Annotated in this window: 18 protein-coding genes; 10 read left to right on the top strand and 8 right to left on the bottom strand. The window is 51.4% G+C overall.

Features of this window, described 5'->3' with window-relative positions:
- Positions 1-60: 60 nt before the first annotated feature.
- From EHT87_RS16960 to EHT87_RS16950, 3 genes are all read left to right on the top strand, one after another.
- A complete protein-coding gene (locus EHT87_RS16960; RefSeq protein WP_124907840.1) occupies positions 61-837 on the top strand; it encodes a hypothetical protein in 777 nt (258 codons plus the stop codon).
- Between the two features lie 61 nt (positions 838-898).
- Positions 899-1,324: an ester cyclase gene (locus tag EHT87_RS16955; protein ID WP_124907839.1), complete on the top strand. Its 426-nt coding sequence runs from the start codon at positions 899-901 to the stop codon at positions 1,322-1,324.
- Positions 1,325-1,614: 290 nt separating this feature from the next.
- A complete protein-coding gene (locus tag EHT87_RS16950) occupies positions 1,615-2,139 on the top strand; it encodes a YfiT family bacillithiol transferase (RefSeq protein WP_124907838.1) in 525 nt (174 codons plus the stop codon).
- Positions 2,140-2,225: 86 nt separating this feature from the next.
- Here EHT87_RS16950 and EHT87_RS16945 read toward each other — a convergent pair whose 3' ends face one another.
- Positions 2,226-3,599, bottom strand: a complete 1,374-nt coding sequence (locus EHT87_RS16945; RefSeq protein WP_124907837.1) for a Gfo/Idh/MocA family protein — start codon at positions 3,597-3,599, stop codon at positions 2,226-2,228.
- Positions 3,600-3,777: 178 nt separating this feature from the next.
- Between EHT87_RS16945 and EHT87_RS16940 the strand changes: the two genes are divergently transcribed.
- Entirely contained in the window at positions 3,778-4,584 is an 807-nt protein-coding gene (locus tag EHT87_RS16940) for a 3-keto-disaccharide hydrolase (protein ID WP_124907836.1), read from the top strand.
- A gap of 180 nt (positions 4,585-4,764) precedes the next feature.
- Here EHT87_RS16940 and EHT87_RS16935 read toward each other — a convergent pair whose 3' ends face one another.
- Both EHT87_RS16935 and EHT87_RS16930 read right to left on the bottom strand, forming a co-directional pair.
- Positions 4,765-5,415, bottom strand: a complete 651-nt coding sequence (locus EHT87_RS16935) for a hypothetical protein (protein WP_124907835.1) — start codon at positions 5,413-5,415, stop codon at positions 4,765-4,767.
- A gap of 243 nt (positions 5,416-5,658) precedes the next feature.
- The gene (locus EHT87_RS16930; RefSeq protein ID WP_124907834.1) at positions 5,659-8,139 is read right to left on the bottom strand and encodes a TonB-dependent receptor; all 2,481 of its coding nucleotides are present in this window, start codon (positions 8,137-8,139) and stop codon (positions 5,659-5,661) included.
- Between the two features lie 286 nt (positions 8,140-8,425).
- Here EHT87_RS16930 and EHT87_RS16925 point away from each other — a divergent pair, with 286 nt between their 5' ends.
- The gene (locus EHT87_RS16925) at positions 8,426-9,205 is read left to right on the top strand and encodes a TlpA family protein disulfide reductase (RefSeq protein ID WP_124907833.1); all 780 of its coding nucleotides are present in this window, start codon (positions 8,426-8,428) and stop codon (positions 9,203-9,205) included.
- Between the two features lie 40 nt (positions 9,206-9,245).
- Here the strand turns inward: EHT87_RS16925 and EHT87_RS16920 are convergent, their stop codons facing one another.
- On the bottom strand, positions 9,246-9,683 hold the full coding sequence (locus tag EHT87_RS16920; protein ID WP_124907832.1) for a DUF6526 family protein: 438 nt from the start codon (positions 9,681-9,683) through the stop codon (positions 9,246-9,248).
- Between the two features lie 129 nt (positions 9,684-9,812).
- On the opposite strand from EHT87_RS16920, the gene EHT87_RS16915 reads away from it, so the two are divergent.
- Positions 9,813-11,144: a DEAD/DEAH box helicase gene (locus tag EHT87_RS16915; protein WP_124907831.1), complete on the top strand. Its 1,332-nt coding sequence runs from the start codon at positions 9,813-9,815 to the stop codon at positions 11,142-11,144.
- 243 nt (positions 11,145-11,387) lie between these two features.
- Complete coding sequence (locus EHT87_RS16910) at positions 11,388-12,530, top strand: DEAD/DEAH box helicase (protein WP_124907830.1); 1,143 nt, start codon at positions 11,388-11,390, stop codon at positions 12,528-12,530.
- 125 nt (positions 12,531-12,655) lie between these two features.
- On the opposite strand, the gene EHT87_RS16905 is transcribed toward EHT87_RS16910, so the two are convergent.
- Positions 12,656-13,150: a DinB family protein gene (locus tag EHT87_RS16905; protein ID WP_124907829.1), complete on the bottom strand. Its 495-nt coding sequence runs from the start codon at positions 13,148-13,150 to the stop codon at positions 12,656-12,658.
- Between the two features lie 292 nt (positions 13,151-13,442).
- On the opposite strand from EHT87_RS16905, the gene EHT87_RS16900 reads away from it, so the two are divergent.
- Positions 13,443-13,730, top strand: a complete 288-nt coding sequence (locus EHT87_RS16900) for a hypothetical protein (RefSeq protein ID WP_185716259.1) — start codon at positions 13,443-13,445, stop codon at positions 13,728-13,730.
- A gap of 90 nt (positions 13,731-13,820) precedes the next feature.
- The gene (locus EHT87_RS16895; RefSeq protein WP_124907828.1) at positions 13,821-14,243 is read left to right on the top strand and encodes a response regulator; all 423 of its coding nucleotides are present in this window, start codon (positions 13,821-13,823) and stop codon (positions 14,241-14,243) included.
- 99 nt (positions 14,244-14,342) lie between these two features.
- Here EHT87_RS16895 and EHT87_RS16890 read toward each other — a convergent pair whose 3' ends face one another.
- From EHT87_RS16890 to EHT87_RS16880, 3 genes are all read right to left on the bottom strand, one after another.
- Positions 14,343-14,663 (bottom strand): hypothetical protein, encoded by a 321-nt coding sequence (locus EHT87_RS16890; RefSeq protein WP_124907827.1) that lies wholly within the window; start codon positions 14,661-14,663, stop codon positions 14,343-14,345.
- Between the two features lie 168 nt (positions 14,664-14,831).
- Entirely contained in the window at positions 14,832-16,403 is a 1,572-nt protein-coding gene (locus EHT87_RS16885; RefSeq protein ID WP_124907826.1) for a SusD/RagB family nutrient-binding outer membrane lipoprotein, read from the bottom strand.
- Between the two features lie 26 nt (positions 16,404-16,429).
- Positions 16,430-19,621, bottom strand: a complete 3,192-nt coding sequence (locus EHT87_RS16880) for a SusC/RagA family TonB-linked outer membrane protein (protein WP_124907825.1) — start codon at positions 19,619-19,621, stop codon at positions 16,430-16,432.
- Between the two features lie 403 nt (positions 19,622-20,024).
- On the opposite strand from EHT87_RS16880, the gene EHT87_RS16875 reads away from it, so the two are divergent.
- A complete protein-coding gene (locus tag EHT87_RS16875; protein WP_221622032.1) occupies positions 20,025-21,086 on the top strand; it encodes a dihydrodipicolinate synthase family protein in 1,062 nt (353 codons plus the stop codon).
- The last annotated feature ends 109 nt before the right edge of the window (positions 21,087-21,195 follow it).

Below are 21,195 nucleotides of genomic sequence, written 5' to 3'. Positions count from 1 at the left end.
TGTTTGATTTACAATTCAATTTACACTTTTTTAATTATCCACCATTTATTCTTTAAAACAATGAATACGCTTTTGAACCACTCATTTAAGTCAATTGCTTTCACCGCCGTAGTCGGTTTGACCATCTTGCAGGGCTGTCAGAGCAGTAGCTCCGATTCGCCAACACCCGCTGGCCCGACGGCCAACATCGCCGTTCGTCAGGATGCCAAATTTGGTCAGGTATTGACCGACGGTTCTGGCAACACGCTCTATTTATTTGCCAAGGATGTCGAGGGTAAAAGCGCCTGTTCCGGCGGTTGTACGGATGTTTGGCCCGTGTTTTACGAAAAAAACCGGGTATTCGATTCCAGCCTTGACTCCACGCAGTTCGGCGTCATTACCCGCGCCGATGGCAGCAAACAGAATACCTTCAAAGGCTGGCCCCTGTACCGCTTTGCGCAGGACACGAAAGCCGGTGAGGTAAACGGCGAGGGCAAGAACAGCTTCTACGTGGCGAAACCGGATTATACCGTGATGGTGGCCGATAAAGGCGCCGGAAAATATCTGGTAAGCATTGGGGGCCGGACGCTGTATACCTTTACCGGTGACACCGACGACATCAGCAACTGTAAAGATGGCTGTTTGACGGTATGGCCGCAGTTTCTGGCTCAACCTTCGGCCATTGCTCCGTCAACGCTGAACGGTGTCTTCTTCGGCTCGATCAGCCGGGCGGACGGCACCAAGCAGACCACGGCCAACAAAAAACCGCTGTATTATTTCCAGAACGATGTGGTGCGGGGTGATGTGAAAGGCACGGCCGCCAACCCCAAATTCGTACTCGTCGCTCCGGCGCAGTAATCGTAACTGCCGGACGGCAACCGAGTCGTCCGGTTTTTTCTACTTTTTATTTCAGAACATCATGACCCTCATCGAAACCAATAAAAAACTCGCTCAGCACTGGCTTCAGCTCATTACGGAAGGGAAAGTTGAAGAAATCTGCGCCATTACGCACCCGACCTGGAAAATGCACGGCGGGGCTCCCAATATGCCGATCGGACCGGATGGAGTCCGTTACTTATTCGGCACCTTCGACCATATCAATCAGAAATGGGAAGTCAATCTGATGGTGGCCGAGGGCGACAAAGTGGCGGTTCGGGCCACCAACACCTGCGTTCAAAACAGCTTTTTGGGTATTCCCGGCCGGGGAAAGCAGCAGGTTTTTACCTGCACGTTTATCTTCCACATTGTCGATGGTATGATGATGGAAACCTGGCGCAATGCCGACGATCTGGGCCGTGTGCTGCAACTCGGTGCCCAACTGGTGCCCACGCTTTCTGACGTTTAGTCATTCCGGTTTTCCTGGTTCCGATCGAGGTCACGGAAGCCTGGCAGAACCTTCAGCTACCTCTGGCCGGACAATCGCAGGTATTCACGCTCTGCCATCGCCAGGTAATTAACGTACCCCGTGCGTTTAAAAACCGGTTCATCCGTATACGGGCCAGCTAAAAGGTTTTCGGATGGATACTTTCCTGAGTCAGTTTGCGAATAAAAAAACCGCAGGTCAGTTTGATTTGCGGCTTTTTTATGAAATTGCCAATCCATTCTGGTACAACACCACAGAACTTTTGAGCTAATATGGAAAACCGGAAATATCCCATCGGCCCCTTTACCGCGCAGGAAACCTACTCGCCGGAGGAATTGCGGCACTTGATTGCCATCATTGAACCCATGCCGGCCCGCTACCGGGAACTGGTTGAAAACCGGTCGCCGGAGGACTTGGCCAAGACCTACCGCGAAGGAAGCTGGACCGTTCAGCAACTGATTCACCACGTCAGCGATATTCAACTGCTGCACTTTTTGCGAATGAAAAAAGCGCTTACCGAGCCTGATTACGAAGTCGTCACTCTGATTAACATGGATGCCTGGGTGGCCACCCCGGATTCCATAGCCGCGCCGATTGCTGATTCACTGGTTTCATTTGATGGCCTGACCCGCCGGTACGTCTACCTGATGAAATCGCTGACGGATGAGCAGTTGGCCATTAAATACTTCCATCCGGTTCGGAAGCTCTGGTTCACGCAGGCCCAGGCCATTGCCATGTCGGCCTGGCATGTGCAACACCATCTGGCACACATCAACCTGGCGTTGGCGGAAGCGTAGAAGAGTAGTGGCGCGGTTGACAGCGAAAAACCAACCGCCGGACAGCGAACCGGTTTCGCCCAACTGCCACCGCGCCAGGCGGCCACCTATAAACCGGCAACGCGCCAGCCATCCCGGTAGATGCGGCTCAGGTAGCGCTCGGCATCCGGATGGTTAGGGAATTTCAGGTTGGCAGCATCCCATTCGAGCAATTTGCCCGGTACCCGAATCGCTACCGTGCCCAGCAGAATGGCCTCGGTCATCGGGCCGGATTGGGCAAAGTGGGACTCGGTTTTGGGTCCACCCAAACAGGCGTCCGCAAAATGGTGGTAATGGTTGCGTTCGTCCAGTTCGGGAGCTTTGTAGTCCCTGAATTTGTCGCCCGGCAATAATACCGGCATTCCGCCGTGCGGAATCAGCAGAGCGCCTTTCGTGCCGATCAGCATGGCCGACTCTGCCGGATAATCAGCAACCGAGAATAAGGCGCGGATTTCTTCCGGCGGGTAAAATTCGCCGTCGAACCACTCGACCGGCAGGGTGCGGGATGCGGTCATTTTATTGCCCGGAAACGACCACGTGATGTGGTTGCCCTGCGGCCAGGTGTCGCCCCGGCGCTCTGCTGATTCTTCCCAGGATTTCTGAACGTCGGCAATCACGGATTTAGGCGGTTTTAGTCCGAGTCCTTTCCAGACGGCATCGAAAATATGACAACCAATGTCGCCCGACCAGCCGGTTCCGAAGTCCTGCCACGCCCGCCATTTGGTCGGATGGTAAATATCCGGCGAAAAGGGGCGCATGGGTGCGGTGCCGACCCAGAGATCCCAGTTCAGCGTCGAAGGGGCTTCCTGCCCCTGGGCGGGGCGCGGCCCTACGAGTCGGTAGGTTTCGACGGCACCGGGGCGGTTGGAGCACAAATAAGCGTGTTTAACTTTTCCGATGGCGCCTTCTTTAATCCATTGCACCGCCGTGCGGTCGCCCTTGCTGGCCGCTATCTGAGTGCCAAGCTGGGTAACTACCCCGGCCTTGACGGCGGCCTCCGTCAACACCCGAACCTCGGCGACATCGTGACACATCGGTTTTTGGCAGTACACGTGTTTGCCGTTTCGAATGGCCTGAATCGCAATGGCAAAGTGATTGTGATCCGGCACGGTCACGTTGACCGAATCAATTTTATCGCCTTCTTTTTCAAGGAGTTCACGCCAGTCGGTATACGTGCGGGCCTGCGGAAAAGCGTCGGATGCTTTTTTTAACCGAACGGCATCCACATCACAGAGCGCCACGATGTTTACTCTCGGATGCTTGCCGAATTGTTGCAGGTCGCCCCAGCCCATACCGCCCACGCCAATGCAGGCATGGTTAAGTTTATCGTTGGGGCCGAACTTCTTTTTCGAGGCCTGGACCACCAGCGGTGGAGCCAGTGCGGTGGCCGCGGCCGCCAGTAAAAAATCCCGCCGGGAGAGGGTTAAAGCGTCTTTTTTCATTTTAAAAAGTGATAAGGTTCAGGAATCAGGAAGAAACACCGGCTTGCAAAGTCACCGGTCAGGCTAGTTAACCCCGTGTAAATTAATTGGATAATTGAAAATTTCCAATCGGCCATTACCGGAAACACGCTTATCTTTAGGCCAACTTATTATAATCGGTTCCAAACCCTATTTCCTGATGAACCCTTCTAATTTTGGATTTTTGACATTGGCCCCTAAATCCCTGGTCCTTAGTTTCGTATTTGCTTTTTGTTCAGGCGTTTTGGCGCAGGTTGAAGCCCAACCGGTTGGCGTGGGCACCCAGGCTCCCAAAGATGCCGAAATCCTTTTCGACGGCTCCCGCCAGATGCTCGATTCAAAATGGATGTACTGGGAGGGTCCCCGGTTTGCCGCCACACCGCCGATAAAATGGACCATCGAAAAAGATCCGGACGGGAAAGGGACGGTGCTGAACACCAACGACCCTACGGCTGCGGGTGGTAAATACGGCACGGCTGACATTGTCACTAAGCAGGCTTTCCGGGATTTCCGGCTGCATATTGAGTTTTATATCGTTAAACCGGGAGGCAACAGTGGCGTGTATCTGCAAAACCGCTACGAAATTCAGGTGCTCGACGGCGACACCACCTCGCACGGGATGGCGGCCGTGATCAACGAAACACCCTCCCCGTATTACGCCTACAAGGGCGTTGGCAAGTGGAATGCCTACGACGTTGTTTTTCGGGCCGCCCGTTTCAAGGACGGAAAACGCACCGAAAAAGCCATGCTGACGATGTATTTCAATGGCAAAAAAGTGCATTCCAATCAGCCAATCAATCAGGTGTGGGGCGGCCCCAATTCCGGCATCGACGGGGGCAATGAGGGTGGAAAAGGCATCACCGACACGCCGGGCGGGCTGAAACTGCAAGCCGAAGGCCATGATGTGTATTACCGGAATATCTGGATTAAAGAGCTGGATTTAAAGCGTGCCGATACGAATTTTTAAAACGCAAACCGCAGCTATAAAAAAACGTACTAAAAGATTTAAAGTGAAATTTGTATTTGATTAAATTACGGATGCAGACGGAATTTTTAGATCTTCGGCTGGATTGATAAGTAACTGATTTTACAAAAGCCCCTATTCCTGACTAGTCAGGAATAGGGGCTTTTGTATTCCTGGCGAATGTTATCGTTTCGTGATTACTTCTTCGGTTAAATACGTCATTAGCGCAGTAGCTGACCGCAAAGCCGGCCCTGCTAAGGCATCGCGGAATAAAGCATCGATTGGCCCTTCCCCAAAATAAAGCCCGTCCGATACCAGAAAGGTAATCCGGACATTCCCCCTCGCAGGAAAAGGCAGCCGGGGTTTGTTCCAGGGACCAATTTTTGAAATAATGGCCACACTGTCTGAAAACAGGTTGTTAATCAGGTTGTTCGATTGCGTGCTTTTGGTCTGCCAGATTAAAACTTTTCCGGAATGGTTGAGATAACGGGCGCTGCCATCCTGATAAGAAGCGAGCACATCAAGTCCATTATCGAGCCCAACTTCAACAATAACCGCCAGCAATTCTCTCTTATCCAGACGTTGTCCACTTCCCTGAAGTTTAGTATACGCCAGAATTTTAGCCCGCGTTTCCACGGTAGCGTCCATCGTTATTTTTTTTAGATCGGCTACATAAGCTGTTTCAGAAAGTAGAATATTCCACGGGTAACTCTGGTTATTATTGTTTTGATACAATTCAATCTGATCGCAAAATAGCAATTCATAAATTGTGTTTGTCGACGCGTCTTTATAAGGCAGCGTCGGTGTTTTAAAAAGGTCGGATAACCCCATCATCGTATGTGTTGTTTGTGTGTTTCTAATCCGTTTCACCGCTGGCCGACAAACCGCCATCGGCGCAGTCTTCAAAAGTCGCAAAAGGAGCGGTATTGTTTTTTCGAGAATTGGCAACTGGCCGAGTTGACTGTATAGCGGGATGTTTTGGTCCAGTTGGTCACCTTGCGAGCCCTTCAAAAACGAATCGTGCCACGACCGGAGAAGTCGTGGCACGGGTGTCCTGTCGGTCGAGATTCAAACCGGCTAAAATTCGCCTTCCCCCACATCCTTCGTCTTCTTCTTGGCCTGGCGCAACCGGTAATTGAACGTCAGGTTGATCTGCCGAAGCCGCCCCTGCGAATTGCTTTCGGTGTAAAAATTCGACCCTTCGGTAATGGATCGGAACCGGCGTGAATTGAACACATCGACTACGTTCAGCGTCAGCGTGGCGTTGTTTCTCATGATGTCCTTGCTGACCGCAAAGTCCAGCGTGGCGATGGCTTTGCGTTTACCCTGGGGCGTTAGCTGGGGCGCTTCGTAATTCGCGCGCAGTTGCATATCCGTATTTTTCCAGACCGTCAGGCGGTTCGTGGCCCGCACAAACCAGCTGTAGGTGTCGCTCTGAAAATTGGCGTCGAGGTTGTTGCCGTTCGTGATGGCGCGGAAAAAGTTGAAACTGCCGTCCATTTTCCACCATTTGAACGGCGTAAACGAACTCGTAAATTCGGCCCCGTACGAATTTTCGGTGGCCAGGTTTTCCGGGCGGGTAAACGAATTTCCCTTTTCATCGACCCGCCGGATGCGCACAATTTTGCCGGTGGTGTAGCGGTAATACAAGGACGAGCCGAACGAGCCTTTCGGCAAATACTTGATGTGCCCAATCTCGAACGCATCGGTAAATTCCGGGTTCAGGTCGGGGTTGCCGCTCCAGAAGTTCCGGCTGTCGCTGTAGGTCGAGAATGGGCTTAAATCGTTGTAGTTCGGTCGGCGGACCCGGCGGCTGTAGCTCAGTTGCAGCGCATTCTGGCGGGGCATGTCGTAGGTGACGTGGACGCTCGGAAACAAATTGGCGTAGCTGCGCGGATTGACATCGTTGGTTTGTTTAAGGGTAGTCGTTACGTCCGTCCATTCGGCCCGTAAACCGGCCTGATAGGAGAATTTGCGGGTTTTGTTCCCCACAATACCGTATACCGCGTTGATCCTTTCTTCATACAGAAAATCGTTGGTCAGGCCCGGAATCGGCACCCAGCCCCCGTCGGCGGTTTGCTGCCGGACCCAGTAATTGTTGGTCATATCGCGCGAACTACTGCGCAAACCGGCTTCAAATTTACCGTCTTTGGCAAACGGCTGAACGTAGTCGATCTGCACCAGAAACTGCTTTTCGGTTTCGTCGTTGATCGAGCGTTGCAGCGTATTGGGCAGGGCCGACGGGCTGCCATCGGGCTGCACGGTTTTCTGACCGAAATACTGATCCGATTTTTCCCAGTTGTCCAGGTAGCGAACGTCGGCGTTCAGCTCGTGGCCCTGCCGCTTGAACGACCGTTTGTAGCTGATGGCATACTCCGAATTCGGCTCGGTTTCGGTTTCGTCCTGCGTTCGGTAGGTGATGCTTTGCGGGTTGCTCAGGGTGGAAATGTAATCGCGGTAGCGGATGTCCGTAAACCGCTTTCCCTTGCTGAGCCGCCAGGTGTAGGATCCCGTCAGAACGTTCTTGTCATTGAAAAAATAGTCGATTCCGGCGCGGGCGTTGTTGTTCTGCCCTTTGAGTTTGCTGGTCGAGTTTTGCTGCGTAAGAAACGTCGAATCATTGCGGTATAATTCCTGATACAGGCTGCTCCGACCGGGCGTATTTCGGTAGGATGCGGTATAATTGACGAAAAAATTCAGGTTCTTACGCCGGTAATTGACGTTGGCGGCCAGGCCATAATTGGTCGGATGGCCCGCAATGACGTCGAACGAGCCATTGAAACCTTCTTTTCGTTCTTTCTTTAAAATGATGTTGATAATACCGCCCATGCCTTCCGCTTCGTAGCGCGCCGAGGGGTTGGTAATGACTTCGATGCGTTCAATGCTGCTGCCCTGCAACTGCTGCAATCCGCTGCCGCCCTTGATGCTGACCAGGCCCGACGGTTTTCCGTCGATCAGAATGCGAACGCTGCCACTGCCACGCAAGCTGACGTTGCCCTCCACGTCTACGGCTACCGACGGCACGTTGCTCAGAATGTCGGCGGCTGTTCCGCCCGCGTTGGCGAGGTCTTTGCCGACGTTGAAAATCTTTTTGTCCAGTGAAAACTCCATCGAGCTTTTTTCACCCTGAACCACCACTTCATCGAGCGTGCTGGCCGAAGCCGCCAGTTTGAGCGTTCCCAGATCGAGCGGAGAATTCTCGCGGGTCAGGCGAATGGCGGATTTTTTCAGCGGTTTGTACCCAATAAATTCCAGCACGGCGTAGTAAGTCCCGGCCGCGGCATCGACCGAAAAATCGCCGGTTTCGGTAGTGATCGCGCCCGCAACGAAGGAACTGTCGGCCGGTTTGAACAACCGGACGCTGGCAAAAATAAGCGGAGCGTTGGTTTGAGCATCCAGGGCTTTCCCCTTCACTTTCAATTTAGGGTCCTGCGCGTTGCTAAAAGAGGTAGCCAGGATAAAAACAAGGACCAGTTGAGTCAGGAAAAAAAAGCATTTTTGCAATTTCAACCCGGAAATGTCTGCCAGGAAGGCAAAGGTTGTAAAGGGTATTTTCATTCGTTAGTTGATTCTTGATTCGATAAAGCCGGGAATGGATTTTTTCTTTGTACAATGCGCCCGCAGTCGATCCCGAAACAGGGGCAGTGACTGGAATAGCTTGCAGATGGCGAAGAGATGGCCTTAGTTTCCCGGGTTCCGGGTCGTTTACGTACAAATCCGGTTCGTTCATCAATCCGTCTTTGCCCGTATAAATGCAAAAGTAGGATTTTTCTGGAAAATAGATGAAAAAATGACAGAACTTAAGGCACGAAATAGGGGAGAAATCAGTCAGTAAACCAGTACTATGAAAGTAAACGTTGTTTTTGGACTTCTGATCCTGAGTCTGGTGATCAGTTCCTGTGATCAGAAAAAGGATTCCGCAGAGCCGGTTATGGCTCCTGCGGTTATCCTGAAAGATATTACGAGTTTTTTGGCCTACCGCCAGCAGAATGTAAAACTCGATGAGGATTTTCTGGCACTCGATACGGTATCGAACCGCCTTGACCGGGGAAGCTTTCTGAAATTGATTGCAACCGGAAACTACTTTCCGTTGCGCCTGAAATCGAAAGACTCCACCGCCATTTATCAATTGGCAACGTTGACTCCGTCGACCAATCAGGACATCCGGATTACGGTTAAGTACTGGGGGCTGGAAGAATGGGAGCATTATCAGAAAGAAGGGACGCCCTTACCCGATTATACCTTTACCGATCTGGATGGCAAGAGGTATACCAAGACAACTACGAAAGGGAAAATTCTGGTGCTCAAATGCTGGTTTCTGGCCTGTCTGCCCTGTATCCAGGAAATACCGGTTCTGAACGACTTAAAACAGCGTTACAAAGACCGGGATGATATTCTGTTTGTTAGCCTGTGTTTTGATTCCCCCGAAAAAGTGGCGGCTTTTTTGAAGAAAAAGAAATTCGATTATGCCGTCGTGCCGAATCAGCAAAAGTTTCTGGAGGATACCCTGCAGGTTAATTCCTATCCCACCCATTTTGTCATTAACAGACAGGGACTGATCGCCAGAAAAGTAAACAGCTACCCCGGTTTGGCGTATGCGCTGGCGAAAGAAGCAAGGCGCTAAACCCGGTATTGGCCCTCTTGTCTTCCGCTGTTGCATTTGATTACACCCGCATGTGGTCGGGTGTCCAGTTGACAATTGCCTTTTTAATGGCATCGGGACTCAGCTGGTCGGCCAGCGCGCGTTGGGTCAAACCCGGGAGTTCCTCGTCCGACGCAAACCGCAAGGCGAGAAGCTGGCCGAACGAAAGTTGGTTTTCGATGGTTTCCAATCGCTGGTTCGTCAGTACATAATACCGAAACCGCATTTCCAGCCGAACGATTCGGTTCTGATTACCAAGGGCATAATGCTGCCGCAGCATGAAGGCAACCCAGGTGATGAGGCCAATAAGAAGGGCAATGAAGAGCCAGATCAGCGACTGTTCTTCGGAGGTAAAGGCGAAATAGAGACTAAGTCCCAGGAGCACCAGGACGACCGGATAAAATACAAAGTGGTGAGGGGGGTAATAGCGAACGTGGTTTTCGTAATTTTGCGTTTTCATGGAGGCTGGTTGAAATTTGAACATCATCCCCAAGCCCCAAAAGGCCGGACAACCGGTGCCGGGCTGCAGGGGTAATCGTTCCTACTAAAGATTAAAACGGTCTGCATTGTTTAGTAGACAGACAAGGATATGACTTTTGAAGATTTAAATCTGAATAAACCGCTGTTAAATGCCCTGACGGATCTGGGCTACACTACGCCTACGCCGATTCAGCAGACGGTATTTTCGGTGGTGATGTCGGGAAAGGACGTGTGCGGAATTGCCCAAACCGGAACCGGAAAAACGTTTGCCTACCTGCTGCCCTGTCTGCGACAGATCCAGCATTCGAAAGAACGCCTTCCGCAATTGCTCATCATTGTTCCGACGCGCGAACTGGTGGTGCAGGTCGTTGAAGCCGTGCAGCAGTTGACTACGTACCTAAATCTGGTGGTCGTGGGAATTTACGGGGGCGTCAATATCAGACCCCAGATTGCCGAAGTAGAGCAGGGGATGGATGTGCTGGTTTCAACACCGGGCCGACTGATTGACCTGTCTATCAAAGGGTTGCTGAAAACCAAAAGCGTTAAGCGGCTGGTAATCGATGAAGTGGATGAAATGCTGAATCTCGGTTTTCGGACCCAGCTGGAAACCATCCTGGATCTTTTGCCCCCCAAACGGCAAAACCTGCTGTTTTCGGCTACCATGACCGAAGAGGTTGAGGGGCTGATTGAAACGTATTTTAATAATCCCGTGCGCGTCGAAGCGGCCCCGACGGGAACGCCCCTGGAAAATATCCGTCAGACGGCGTATGCGGTTCCTAATTTTTATACGAAGATCAATTTGCTGGAACTGCTGCTGCGGCAGGATTCCGACATGACTAAAGTGCTGGTTTTTGTGGCCACCAAAAACCTGGCAAATCAGCTGTACGAGCAACTGGAAGCCAAGTATCCGGAGCAGATTGGCGTCATCCATTCCAACAAGGAGCAGAATCACCGCTTCAATTCCGTCCGGCAGTTTCAGGAGGGAAATTACCGCCTTCTGATTGCGACCGACATCATTGCCCGCGGGCTGGATGTGGCGGAGGTTTCGCACGTGATCAATTTCGATCTGCCGGAAGTGCCGGAAATGTACATTCACCGGATTGGCCGGACCGGCCGGGCCGACAAGAACGGCATTGCCATCGCGTTTTGTACCGAAAGGGAAAAAGAACGGCAGGAGGCCATCGAACAACTGATGAATTATGCCATTCCGATGCTGCCATTGCCCGCCGATCTTGACATTTCGGATGTATTGACCGAAGACGAGAAGCCGAAGGTGAACATGAAAAATCCCGGCGTGAAAATTCACCTCAGCGACACCTTTGGCGGGGCTTTTCACGAGAAGATCGAGAAGAACAAGAAGGTGAATGTTCGCCGGAATCACGCGGAGGAAATGATGAAAAAATACGGCAAACCGATTAAGAAAACCCGGAAGAATAATTAATGGAGCCTGAAAAGTCAGGCAACCCGCTTCATCCGTGATGGTATCGAAGCCTACAGCACGGAAGCGGTTGCCTGGCAAAACAACGAATACGGTATTGATTCTCAGCGCTCACGGGCCAACGCGAATAACCGGGCTCGATACGGGTGAAAATGGCTTCCGGGAGTAGATACCCACTCCCTTGCGGTATTTAGTGGTATATTTGAGGCTTGTAAACGGGTTTTTAGCCCAAACAGGTTAGCATTTATGTCTTTTTTATCCCTTGGTTTATCCGAACCGCTCCTGAAAGCCGTCGCGGAACAACAGTATACCCAGCCGTATCCCATTCAGCAGGAAGCCATCCCGACCATTTTGAAGGGCCACGATGTGCTGGGAATTGCCAAAACCGGGTCGGGCAAAACCGCCGGTTTTGTCTTGCCCATTCTCGAACTGTTTCAGCGTAAAAAAATCGCCGGCAACCGTCAGGTAAAAGCCCTGGTGCTGGTGCCGACCCGCGAACTGGCCGTGCAGGTGGCCGAAGTTTTCCAAACGTTCGGGGCTAATCTGCCCCGAAAAGTAAAAACGCTGGCGGTATTTGGCGGGGTGTCCATCAATCCGCAAATGATCGCTTTGCAGGGCGTCGAGATTGTGGTGGCAACGCCCGGCCGGCTGCTGGACCTGGTGGCTTCCAACGCCTTACACCTTTGGGAAGTCGACATCCTGGTGCTGGACGAAGCAGACAAAATGCTGGATCTCGGTTTTGCGGAAGAAATGAACCAGATTTTCGAGATGTTGCCCAAAAGTCGCCAGAATGTGCTTTTTTCGGCCACCCTGGGCGATGCGATTCAGGGAATACGGGAAAACCTGCTGCGCAATCCAATTAAAATTGAAATTGCCGAAGAGCCCCAGAATCTGGATCTGATCAAGCAGGTTGCCTACCGGATCGATCCCGAACGGAAGGGACCTTTGCTGCGGTATTTGATCAGGGAACGCAAGATGACGCAGGTGCTGGTGTTTGTTTCGTCCACCCGAACGGCAGATAATCTGGTGGTTAAACTCCGTAAAAATGGCGTTCAGGCCGAAGCCATTCACGGGGAAAAAAGTCAGGGTGCCCGAACAGACACCCTGAGCCGATTTAAGTCGGGGAAATTACCGGTACTGGTGGCTACTGATTTGATTTCCAGAGGAATCGATATTCAGCTACTGCCGTTTGTGATCAACTACGAATTACCCCGATCGCCCAAAGATTATATCCACCGGATTGGCCGGACGGGCCGGGCCGAAGCCGAAGGCGAAGCGATTTCGTTGATAGCCCCCGACGATGAGCACCATTTTAAAATCATCCAGAAAAAAATGGGTAAACGCGTTGAAATGATCGATACCGAAGCGCTAAGTTTAAAAGGGTATTGACCGAGCGCAAGACGGAACAGTGACGTGGTGAGAAGGACGAATAAACGCATGGTAAAGTTGGAGCTTGTGTCTTTATTCACTGATCTCACCCGTCCGTCAATGCGGTTCCTGACGCTTTCGTGTTCTCAAAAAGGCTCGTCGGCGCTGGGGCCATAACTGCCCGGAATCGGAATATTCAACAGCCGAAGGTAAACGCCGAGTTGTGCGCGGTGGTGAACAATCTGGCTGAACGTCATCCGGATTATTTCGCCCTTCGTGGAGTCGCTTAAAACCTGGTCGCCATTGCGCAGGACCCACCGGCCTTCCAACTGATCTTCTGTCGCGTTGGTCAACTGTTCTTTTCCCTCGGCGAGCGAATCCTCAAACAACTCCAGAACCTGGGCCGTGTTGTCGATCGGTTTGGGTTGATAGGGAGTCGTGGCAAAATCGAGCCCGTCGGTGGTCACCGCCATCGCTACCCACGACGGCAATTCGGCAATGTGCGTTGCCAGAGACCGGATGGTCATGCTTTTTTCGTGCGGCTGCCAGTCGTATTTGTCGTCGGGAATGCGGCCAAGCATTTTCCGGGTCGTGTTGGCTTCCTGATTCATTTCCTTCAAAAGCATTTCGATCTGTGACATAGTTGTAAGAGTTTGTTTACGTTACAAAGGTATTCTGACCTGGTGACAGCCCTATGTCAGCAGCCCCTGGCAGAAAGCGATAAATCTCTTCGCCGAATGCGATGTGAAGCCGGAAGCGTTGCTTCTGGCAAGGGCCAATTTCGACAGGCCGTGCCTTGAAAACCGGGGTGTTTTTTCCAGCAGAGATACGTTCCATTGGTAAAAAAGCATCAGAATCTGTTAATTTTAGGCCGATTCTGCCATTCGGTTTAGATTGAGCAGAAAACCGGATGACACACCCAATTTTGATGGTATGAAACTGACCTGGACTTTCTATTCCAAAACAAACGAACCCATTACGCTGACGGTGATTTACGTTTTGGACCTCGATAAACACAACCTTGAATACGGCGGTTTTCTGGATATCGAATCCAACCGCGCCTACGTTGACTGGGTGACTTTCAAACGTTTCGACGATGCCTCGATCCAGGTGCGGAAAGATGCTTTTGGCCGCTTGCAACGAATTACGAAAAATGAGGAAGTGAAGCTCGGGGATGCACGCGTTGTTTTTGAACCGGACGTGGCTAAGCCCACGGAATAAAGGCGTCTTTTTTAATAACAGCGGCAAAGATGAAATGAAGTGATTTTTTATCTCTATGTTTGAGGTATAGCCTGCCTCAAAAACCATAGGATGAATAAAAATGGACCGATTATAATCATTGAAGACGATGCTGATGACCAGTTCCTGCTGGAACAGATCTTTAAAAAATTAAACTATTCCAACAAAGTCATTTACTTTTCTGACGGAGAAGAGGCTCTCGGTTTTTTAAACAGGACAGAGTTGATGCCGTTTCTGATTCTCTCCGATGTCAATATGCCTAAACTGGATGGGTTTGCATTAAGGCAGAAAATATTTACTGATTCGCAGTTGCAAGTTAAATGCATTCCTTACCTGTTTTTTTCCACGGCTGTAAGCCAGGAAATGGTTATCGAAGCCTACAGCATGTCGGCTCAGGGCTTTTTTATCAAACAGGATTCCATGTCTGAGCTGGAAAAAACCATTTCGGTCATTATGGAATACTGGAAACGATGTGCCGCTCCCAACAATTTTTAAAGCAGAAAAGACCCGGCTCAATGGATCACCGATTGGCCAGTTGCTGCGGAGGCAGAACCGTCTAAGCTCTCAAATCATTCCGTTGAAATTCAGGGCTTTCTAGTAAAGCTGGTCAATGATTTTATCCGCAACATCCACATCGTCCATTTCACTTATCTCGAACTGGGAAAAATAACCGATCACTTCGAGCCTGTTTTGCTCACAGTAGGCATCCATTTCGCGGGCGGCATCCGAATTACCTTTGGCAAAACTTATATTAAAATGAACGGCCTTTGTGGTCGGTTTACAGAACAAAACGTACGCCGAATCGTCGGATTCATCCAGTGCATTCCCCCATTCCTGCAGCGCTTTACGAAAAGCGGGACGCACCCCTTTGGCGATCGATCTGATTTCGGCTACGGTAAACTGATTGGTTCTCATGCAACTGGCTTTTTACAAAGATACGGCATTTGATGCAAGCCCGGTACAGAGCGTTCAGGAATCGCCCGGTGGGATTTTCCTTGCAAAAAAAGCGGGTCAGGCTGCGGTTGCCCCATTAGCCAACCGCAGCCTGACCCGCTTACTAAAACCGCCGGTATCGACGTTCAATTACTGCTTATCCCACCACACTCTGGTCTTGTAATTATCCGCTCCCTGACGCGCCACGGCGGCATTGTAATTGGCGGCATTCAAAACCGGTTCGTCGTCCGGATACCGCAACCGGCGGGGGTAGGTGCCACCGGTTTCATTGTCGGGGTAGTTGACCGGAATTAATTTAGGATACCCGGAACGGCGGACATTGGCGTACGATTCGTAACCGTTCAGGAACGTCGCAACCCAGTATTCGGAATTGATCTGCTCGAACGCCTTTTCCTTGTCGGCAACACCCGCAAACGGGTTGGCGGTCAGATAGGCCGTGATGTCCGCATCCGGTATCGTGGCCGACACGTCGTACTGCTGAAGCATTTTCATGGCCCCGGTGACCCCGTTGCGGTAATATTGGGCCGCATCTCCGCTAACCCAGCCTCTGACGGCGGCTTCCGCCAGCAGCAATTGAACTTCGGCATAGGTGAGCAGCATTCGCGGTCCGTCGAGCTTGCCAAACACATCGCGGTTCACGCCCGAATACTGGTGTTCCTGACCCGGTGCGGTTGGGTTGTAACTGGGATCTTTGGGCAGGGTAATCCGGTCCAGACCGTTCGGCATACCTTTCTGAACCGCCGGATCCGTGTTTTTGGTCGCCACGTTGGTGGGGTCTGTATAAACCGCCACCGTGTACTTCAGCCGCGGATCGTTGTGACTTTTCATGTAGTCGAAAAAGGTCTTGGCGATTTTGCCGGGGCTTCTTCCCGAAACACTGATTGTCCAGCTCTGGCCGTTGGTCAGCACTTCCTGCGTCCCGGCTTTGTCGGTTCCCTTGATGAACAGGTTGTCGTCGATGGTCGTGAAAACCCCACCCGCAAACGCTTTTTTGACCCAGGACTCGGCTGCCGCCGGATCCACTTTGGACAGCCGCATGCCGAGACGCAGCATCATGGAGTAGCCAAACCGCTTCCATTTGGCAATGTTGCCCGCGTACACAATATCGGCCGATGTGTAGAGGGGCTTGCTCGCATCGAGTTTGGCGGTGGCGTCTTCCAGTTCGGCCAGCATGTGGGCATAAATGTCCTTCTGGGCGTCGTATTTGGGTTTATAAATCTGCTGATAATAGCCCTGGTTGGCTTCAAAGTACGGAAGGTCGCCGTACATGTCCGTCAGCCGGTGATAAATCACGGTTTTCCAGATGCGGGCCATATGGTACAGATTATAATACTGCGGTTTGTCTTTCGACAGGGTGATCACGTCCTCGATTAGTTTGGAAGACCCGGAAATGGCGTTGTAGGTGCCTTTCCACATGGCTTCGTTGTTGCCCTTGTGGTAGACGTATTTGTCGCCCTGGAAATCAAAAATTCCCACATTGCTCAGTGTCGCCATGTGCTGAACGAACGGTTCTGCATAGTTCAGGCTGGTGGTTTCATCGCCCTTCGCCGTGTTGTACTGGCCGGTCGTAAACAGATACGCCGGGTTGAAGCGGTCGGCGGTAACGGCATTGGGGTCTTTATTGAGTTCTTCAAACCCATTGTCACAGGCCGAAAGCGAAAACAGGCAGCCGGTGAAAACTAGAAATACAATTTTTTTCATGTCTATGAATGGTAACCGTTGCTAAACTAGAATTTCAAATTCACGTTGAACCCGTAGCTCCGGGTCGGTGGCAAAGGGGTCATTTCAATGCCCTGGTCGTTCCCCGCCGACAGGTTGGTTTCGGGGTCCAGACCGGGGGTGTGTTTCATCAGGATACTCAGGTTCCGGCCCACCAGCGATACGCTGGCACCCTTGACAAACCCGATTTTTTCGTACAGGTACTTCGGCAACGAGTAGGTCAGCGACACATACCGCAGCTTGATAAAACTGGCATCGTAGATGTAGTCGTCGAGCGCATCCCGCCGGCGGACGATGATGGCCCGGTTATTCACCCGATCCGCCGTCACCAGCACCTTGTTTTCTTCTCCGCTTTCGGTTACACCGGGCAGAATGGCTCCCGATGCTCTTCCCAGAAGCGAATGCGGTGACATCCCGCGGTGGTCGAGGCTGTAATTGGTTTCGGAGTAAATCTTGCCGCCAAATTTTCCATCCACCTGCGCCGACAGCGTGACGTTTTTGTACGAGAAATTGTTGATGATCCCCGTCGTGTATTTGTTAATCCCGGAACCGAAAGAAACCACGTTGGTGGGAACGATGGGCAGTCCGGTCGCATCGATCACATCCCGACCCTGCGCATCGCGTTTGATGGTCCGGCCCACGATCTGCGAATACTCTTCGCCTTCCACATGCTTGATAAAGGCTTTGGTCGACGTTGCCAGAATCAGCTCTTTGGACGTATTCGAGATCTTCAGCACCTTGCTTTTGTTGTAAGCCAGGTTAAAGGAAACGTCCCACCGGAAATTCTGGGTTGTTACCGGTTTTCCGGTCACCAGCAATTCAATCCCGCGGTTGCGAATTTCACCCACATTGACCGACACTCCGGAATAACCGGTGGTAGAAGAAATACTCTCGACCGCAATGTCATTGGTCGTCAGCTTGTTGTAGGCGGCAATGTCGAAACCGAGTTTATTGTTGAACAACCGCAGATCGAGACCTGCTTCAAACTCGTTGACGCTCAGCGGCCGTAAACTGCTATTGGGTACGGTCGACTGGTTAATGGTTCCGAGCGAACGGCCGTCGTAATTGTACGGCAGCAGGCCGTACGTCAGGTTGAGCAGATACGGATCGGTATCACCGCCAACGGCGGCATACGCAACCCGCAGCTTTCCGAAACTAATGGCTTTCGGCATATTAAACGCCTGCGAGAACACGAAACTCAGGCCCGCCGACGGATAAAAGAAGTTGTTCGATTTCGGGTTCAGCGTCGAAAACCAGTCATTTCGCCCGGTAAGGTTCAGATACAGGTAGTCCCGGTAGCTCAATTCGGCGGTGGCAAATACGGAGTTGATCTTTTTGTCGTAGGTGGCCGTGGTGGTGTTCCGGTTGGCGGTATTGTTGATCACGTGCAACTGCGGCACCACAAAACCGGAGCCGACAATCAGGGTGGTATAGCGGTGTTGCGACATCAGGTTTCCGCCCAGATTCACCGACAGGTCAAAATCCTTGTTTAAACTCTTGTTCAAACCGATCAGCCCTTCAAAGTTCCGTTCCCAGAACGTTTGCTGCGACTGGTCGATCTGACCACCCGGCCGATACCCCGTTCCTTCGGGTACAATCTTGTTGGTCATAAAACCGTAATAATCCTGCCCGACTTTCCCCTGAACAAAGAGCCAGTCGGCAATATTGTACCGCAGGTTGACCGTGGAAATAAACCGGTCCTTGTTGGTCCGGTTTGAGATCCGGTTCAGGGTGTAGTACGGGTTGGTCGCATTTAAATCCGTTCCCAAAACCTTTTCCTTGAAGTTTTCATCATACCCCGGCGACAGGGCGCTGGTGGGCATGTTGCTGTTGACATACAGGATCGTTCCGGCACTGTTTCCCGAATTGCCCGTGAAGATGTAGCGGTTATCGACGCGCTCGTTGATGTAATCGACATTGGCCGAAAGCGTCAGGTTTTTGGTAATGTTCTGGTTGAGCCCCAGACTGATATTGTCCCGTCGCATGGTGGCATTGGGAATAATACCTTTGTTGCGCATGTCGGTGATTCCCAACCGGAAACTGCCTTTGTCTCCACCGCCCGAAAATGAAATGTTGTTGGCACTGGTGTGACCGGTTCCGTAGAAATCATTCAGAACCTGGTCTTTTACGTACGAATAGGGCCGTTTTACGCCGTCCAGCTGAATGGTTTCCGAACCGTCATATAACGCGCCCCAGTGGTTCTGGCCGTGGTTGGCGGCATCCTGCTGGCTGGCCGGTTTTACACCACCATAGCCCTGGCCGTACTCCTTTTGTAAATCCCAGATAAAATAAGGGACTTCAAAGGTGTTGTTGGTATTGAATTCGACGCCCAGCCCTTTGTTGCCTTTGCCCGATTTGGTGGTGATCACGATGGCACCGTTTTTAGCCCGGGAACCGTACAGGGCGGCTGCCGTGGCTCCCTTCAGTACGGTAATGTCTTCCACATCGTCGGGGTTGATGCTGGAAATATTATCGCCAAAATCCGGGTTGTCATTTTTCGGTCCGCCAAACTGGGTGTTGTCCATCGGCAGGCCGTTGATGATGTACAGCGGCTGGTTATTCCCCGAAATCGACGTATTTCCGCGAATGGTAACCCGGCTCGAACCGGCCGGTCCCGTGGCCGCCGGGCTGATGTTGACACCGGCTACTTTGCCGTTCAGTGAATTGGCAAAGTTAGTTTCCCGGGTTTTTGTAAAACTCTCCCCGTCCACTTTGGTGACCGAATAACCGAGTGACTTCGTTTCCTTGCGGATACCCAGGGCCGTAACCACCACTTCGTCCAGCGCCTTGCTTTCGGCCAGTAGTCTGATCTCCAGGTTCGTGCGGTTCGTAAGCTGAACTTCCTGCGCGGTGTAGCCGACAAAAGAAAAAACCAGCACCGAATTGGCGGAAGGAACGTCGATTGAAAAGGTGCCTGCTGCGTCGGTGGTGGTTCCTTTCTGGGTACCCTTTAGCAAAATGCTTACGCCGGGCAACGCTTCGCCTTTTTCGTCAGTTACTTTTCCTTTAATGGTTTCAACGGGTTTTGCTAACGACCGGATCAACGCGGCTTTTGCGGTTTTTCGTTCCGGTGATGCCGGGTTCAGTGCCGGTGCCGAATGAGCGGTGGCCGACACAAGGGCCATAGCAGCTAGCAGGGTATACCGCTTGCGGAAAAATGCGAGGGGTATACCAGGGTCTGGTAATAGAAATCCTTTCATGCAATAAAATTTGGGTTTGGAATAAGCAGGAATCGTTGCGGGTGTGCAATAAAGATGCGATACCAGTACATATACGCCCGTAGGCCGATAGTGTACTACGTTTATTTCTATTTTTAGAAAATAAATTGCAAAACGACCGAGCCGGTCCTTCGTTCAGGACTATTTTTTGTCAAAAACTGCCAATTCGTGATCCAGAAGGCGGTTTTGGAACATCTTGAAAAAAAGAGTGCAAACCAGGAGTACCGATTGCCCTGGTTTGAAGTATTACTTCGTAAGCAGTCTGCTATTTTGGATAGGAACGCGGATTGTACGGATCGAACGGATTTGCGCGGATTAAAATCCGTTTGATCCGTACAATCCGTGTTCCTATCCAGAACTTCTCCATCTAAACCCTGACGATACAATGAAACCGCTCAACCCGCTTTCCAGACGAGAGTTTCTGGAAAAAATGACCGCTGTGGCTGCTCTGGCCGGTGCCCAGACGCTTATGCCCTCCGTGTCCCAGGCAAATACCGCATCCAGTGGCTTCAATTTTCCGGTTAAGCCTGAAGTGAAAAAGTTTGTCCCGGTGATGATTACCCCCTACGATAGCCAGTCGGCCATCGACTATGATCAGGTTTCCCGGCTGATCGATTTTTACCTGGCCGCCGGAGCGAAAGGGCTGTTTGCTAATTGTCTGAGCAGTGAAATGTACTTTCTGACCGACCAGGAGCGGATCGATCTGACGCGCCATGTGGTGAAATACGTCAATGGAAAAGTGCCGGTCGTATCGACGGGTTCATTCGGGGATACGCTCTCCGCGAAAGTCGACTTTGCCAAAAAAATCCACGATACCGGCGTCGATGGCGTTATTCTTATTTCCAGTCATTTTGCCGAAAAAAGTGAAAGCGATGCCGTTTTGCAGGCTAATTTTGAGAAGTTTCTCTCGCTGACCGGCACCATGAAGGTGGGGACGTATGAATGCCCGACACCCTACAAGCGGCTTATTTCGCCCGATGTTTTCAGATCGCTCGTTGCCAACAAACGGATGATTTACCACAAAGATACGTCCGAGGACCTGAAAAATATTGAAGCAAAGCTGGCCATCGCCCGGGGTTCCCAACTCGAATTCTACAATGCGCATACCGCTACGGCCGTGGAATCACTGCAAAAAGGAGCCCGGGGAATGTCGCCCATTTCCGGTAATTTTTACCCCGAAATTCACAGCTGGCTGTGCCAATACGCAAATGACCCGTCAAAAGCGGCCGACCTTAGCTGGATTCAGGCCGAAATTACCCGGACAGAACCTATTATCTCAAAGTTTTATCCGCTCAGTTCCAAATACTTTTTGAAAAAGAGAGGAGTACCTCTCGAACTGGTCACCCGCGCCAAGGCAAAGGCCATTCCGGAAGAACAACAGAAAATTCTGGACGATACCTACACGGTTTTTCGGGGCTGGTGCGACCGGCTTGGCATAAAGCTGTGATGGACTTGCGGGCTGTTGACACGTTAAAAAGTTCTTGTTTTGAGTAGGGGCTACGAATCCTATTAAGTGTACATTCGTACTATATTGAAAACAATTCAAATAAAGTGGA

Origin of the sequence: Larkinella knui (genome assembly GCF_003858645.1) — a bacterium.
Taxonomy (GTDB): domain Bacteria; phylum Bacteroidota; class Bacteroidia; order Cytophagales; family Spirosomataceae; genus Larkinella; species Larkinella knui.
This window is presented reverse-complemented; position numbering and strand designations above follow the sequence as displayed.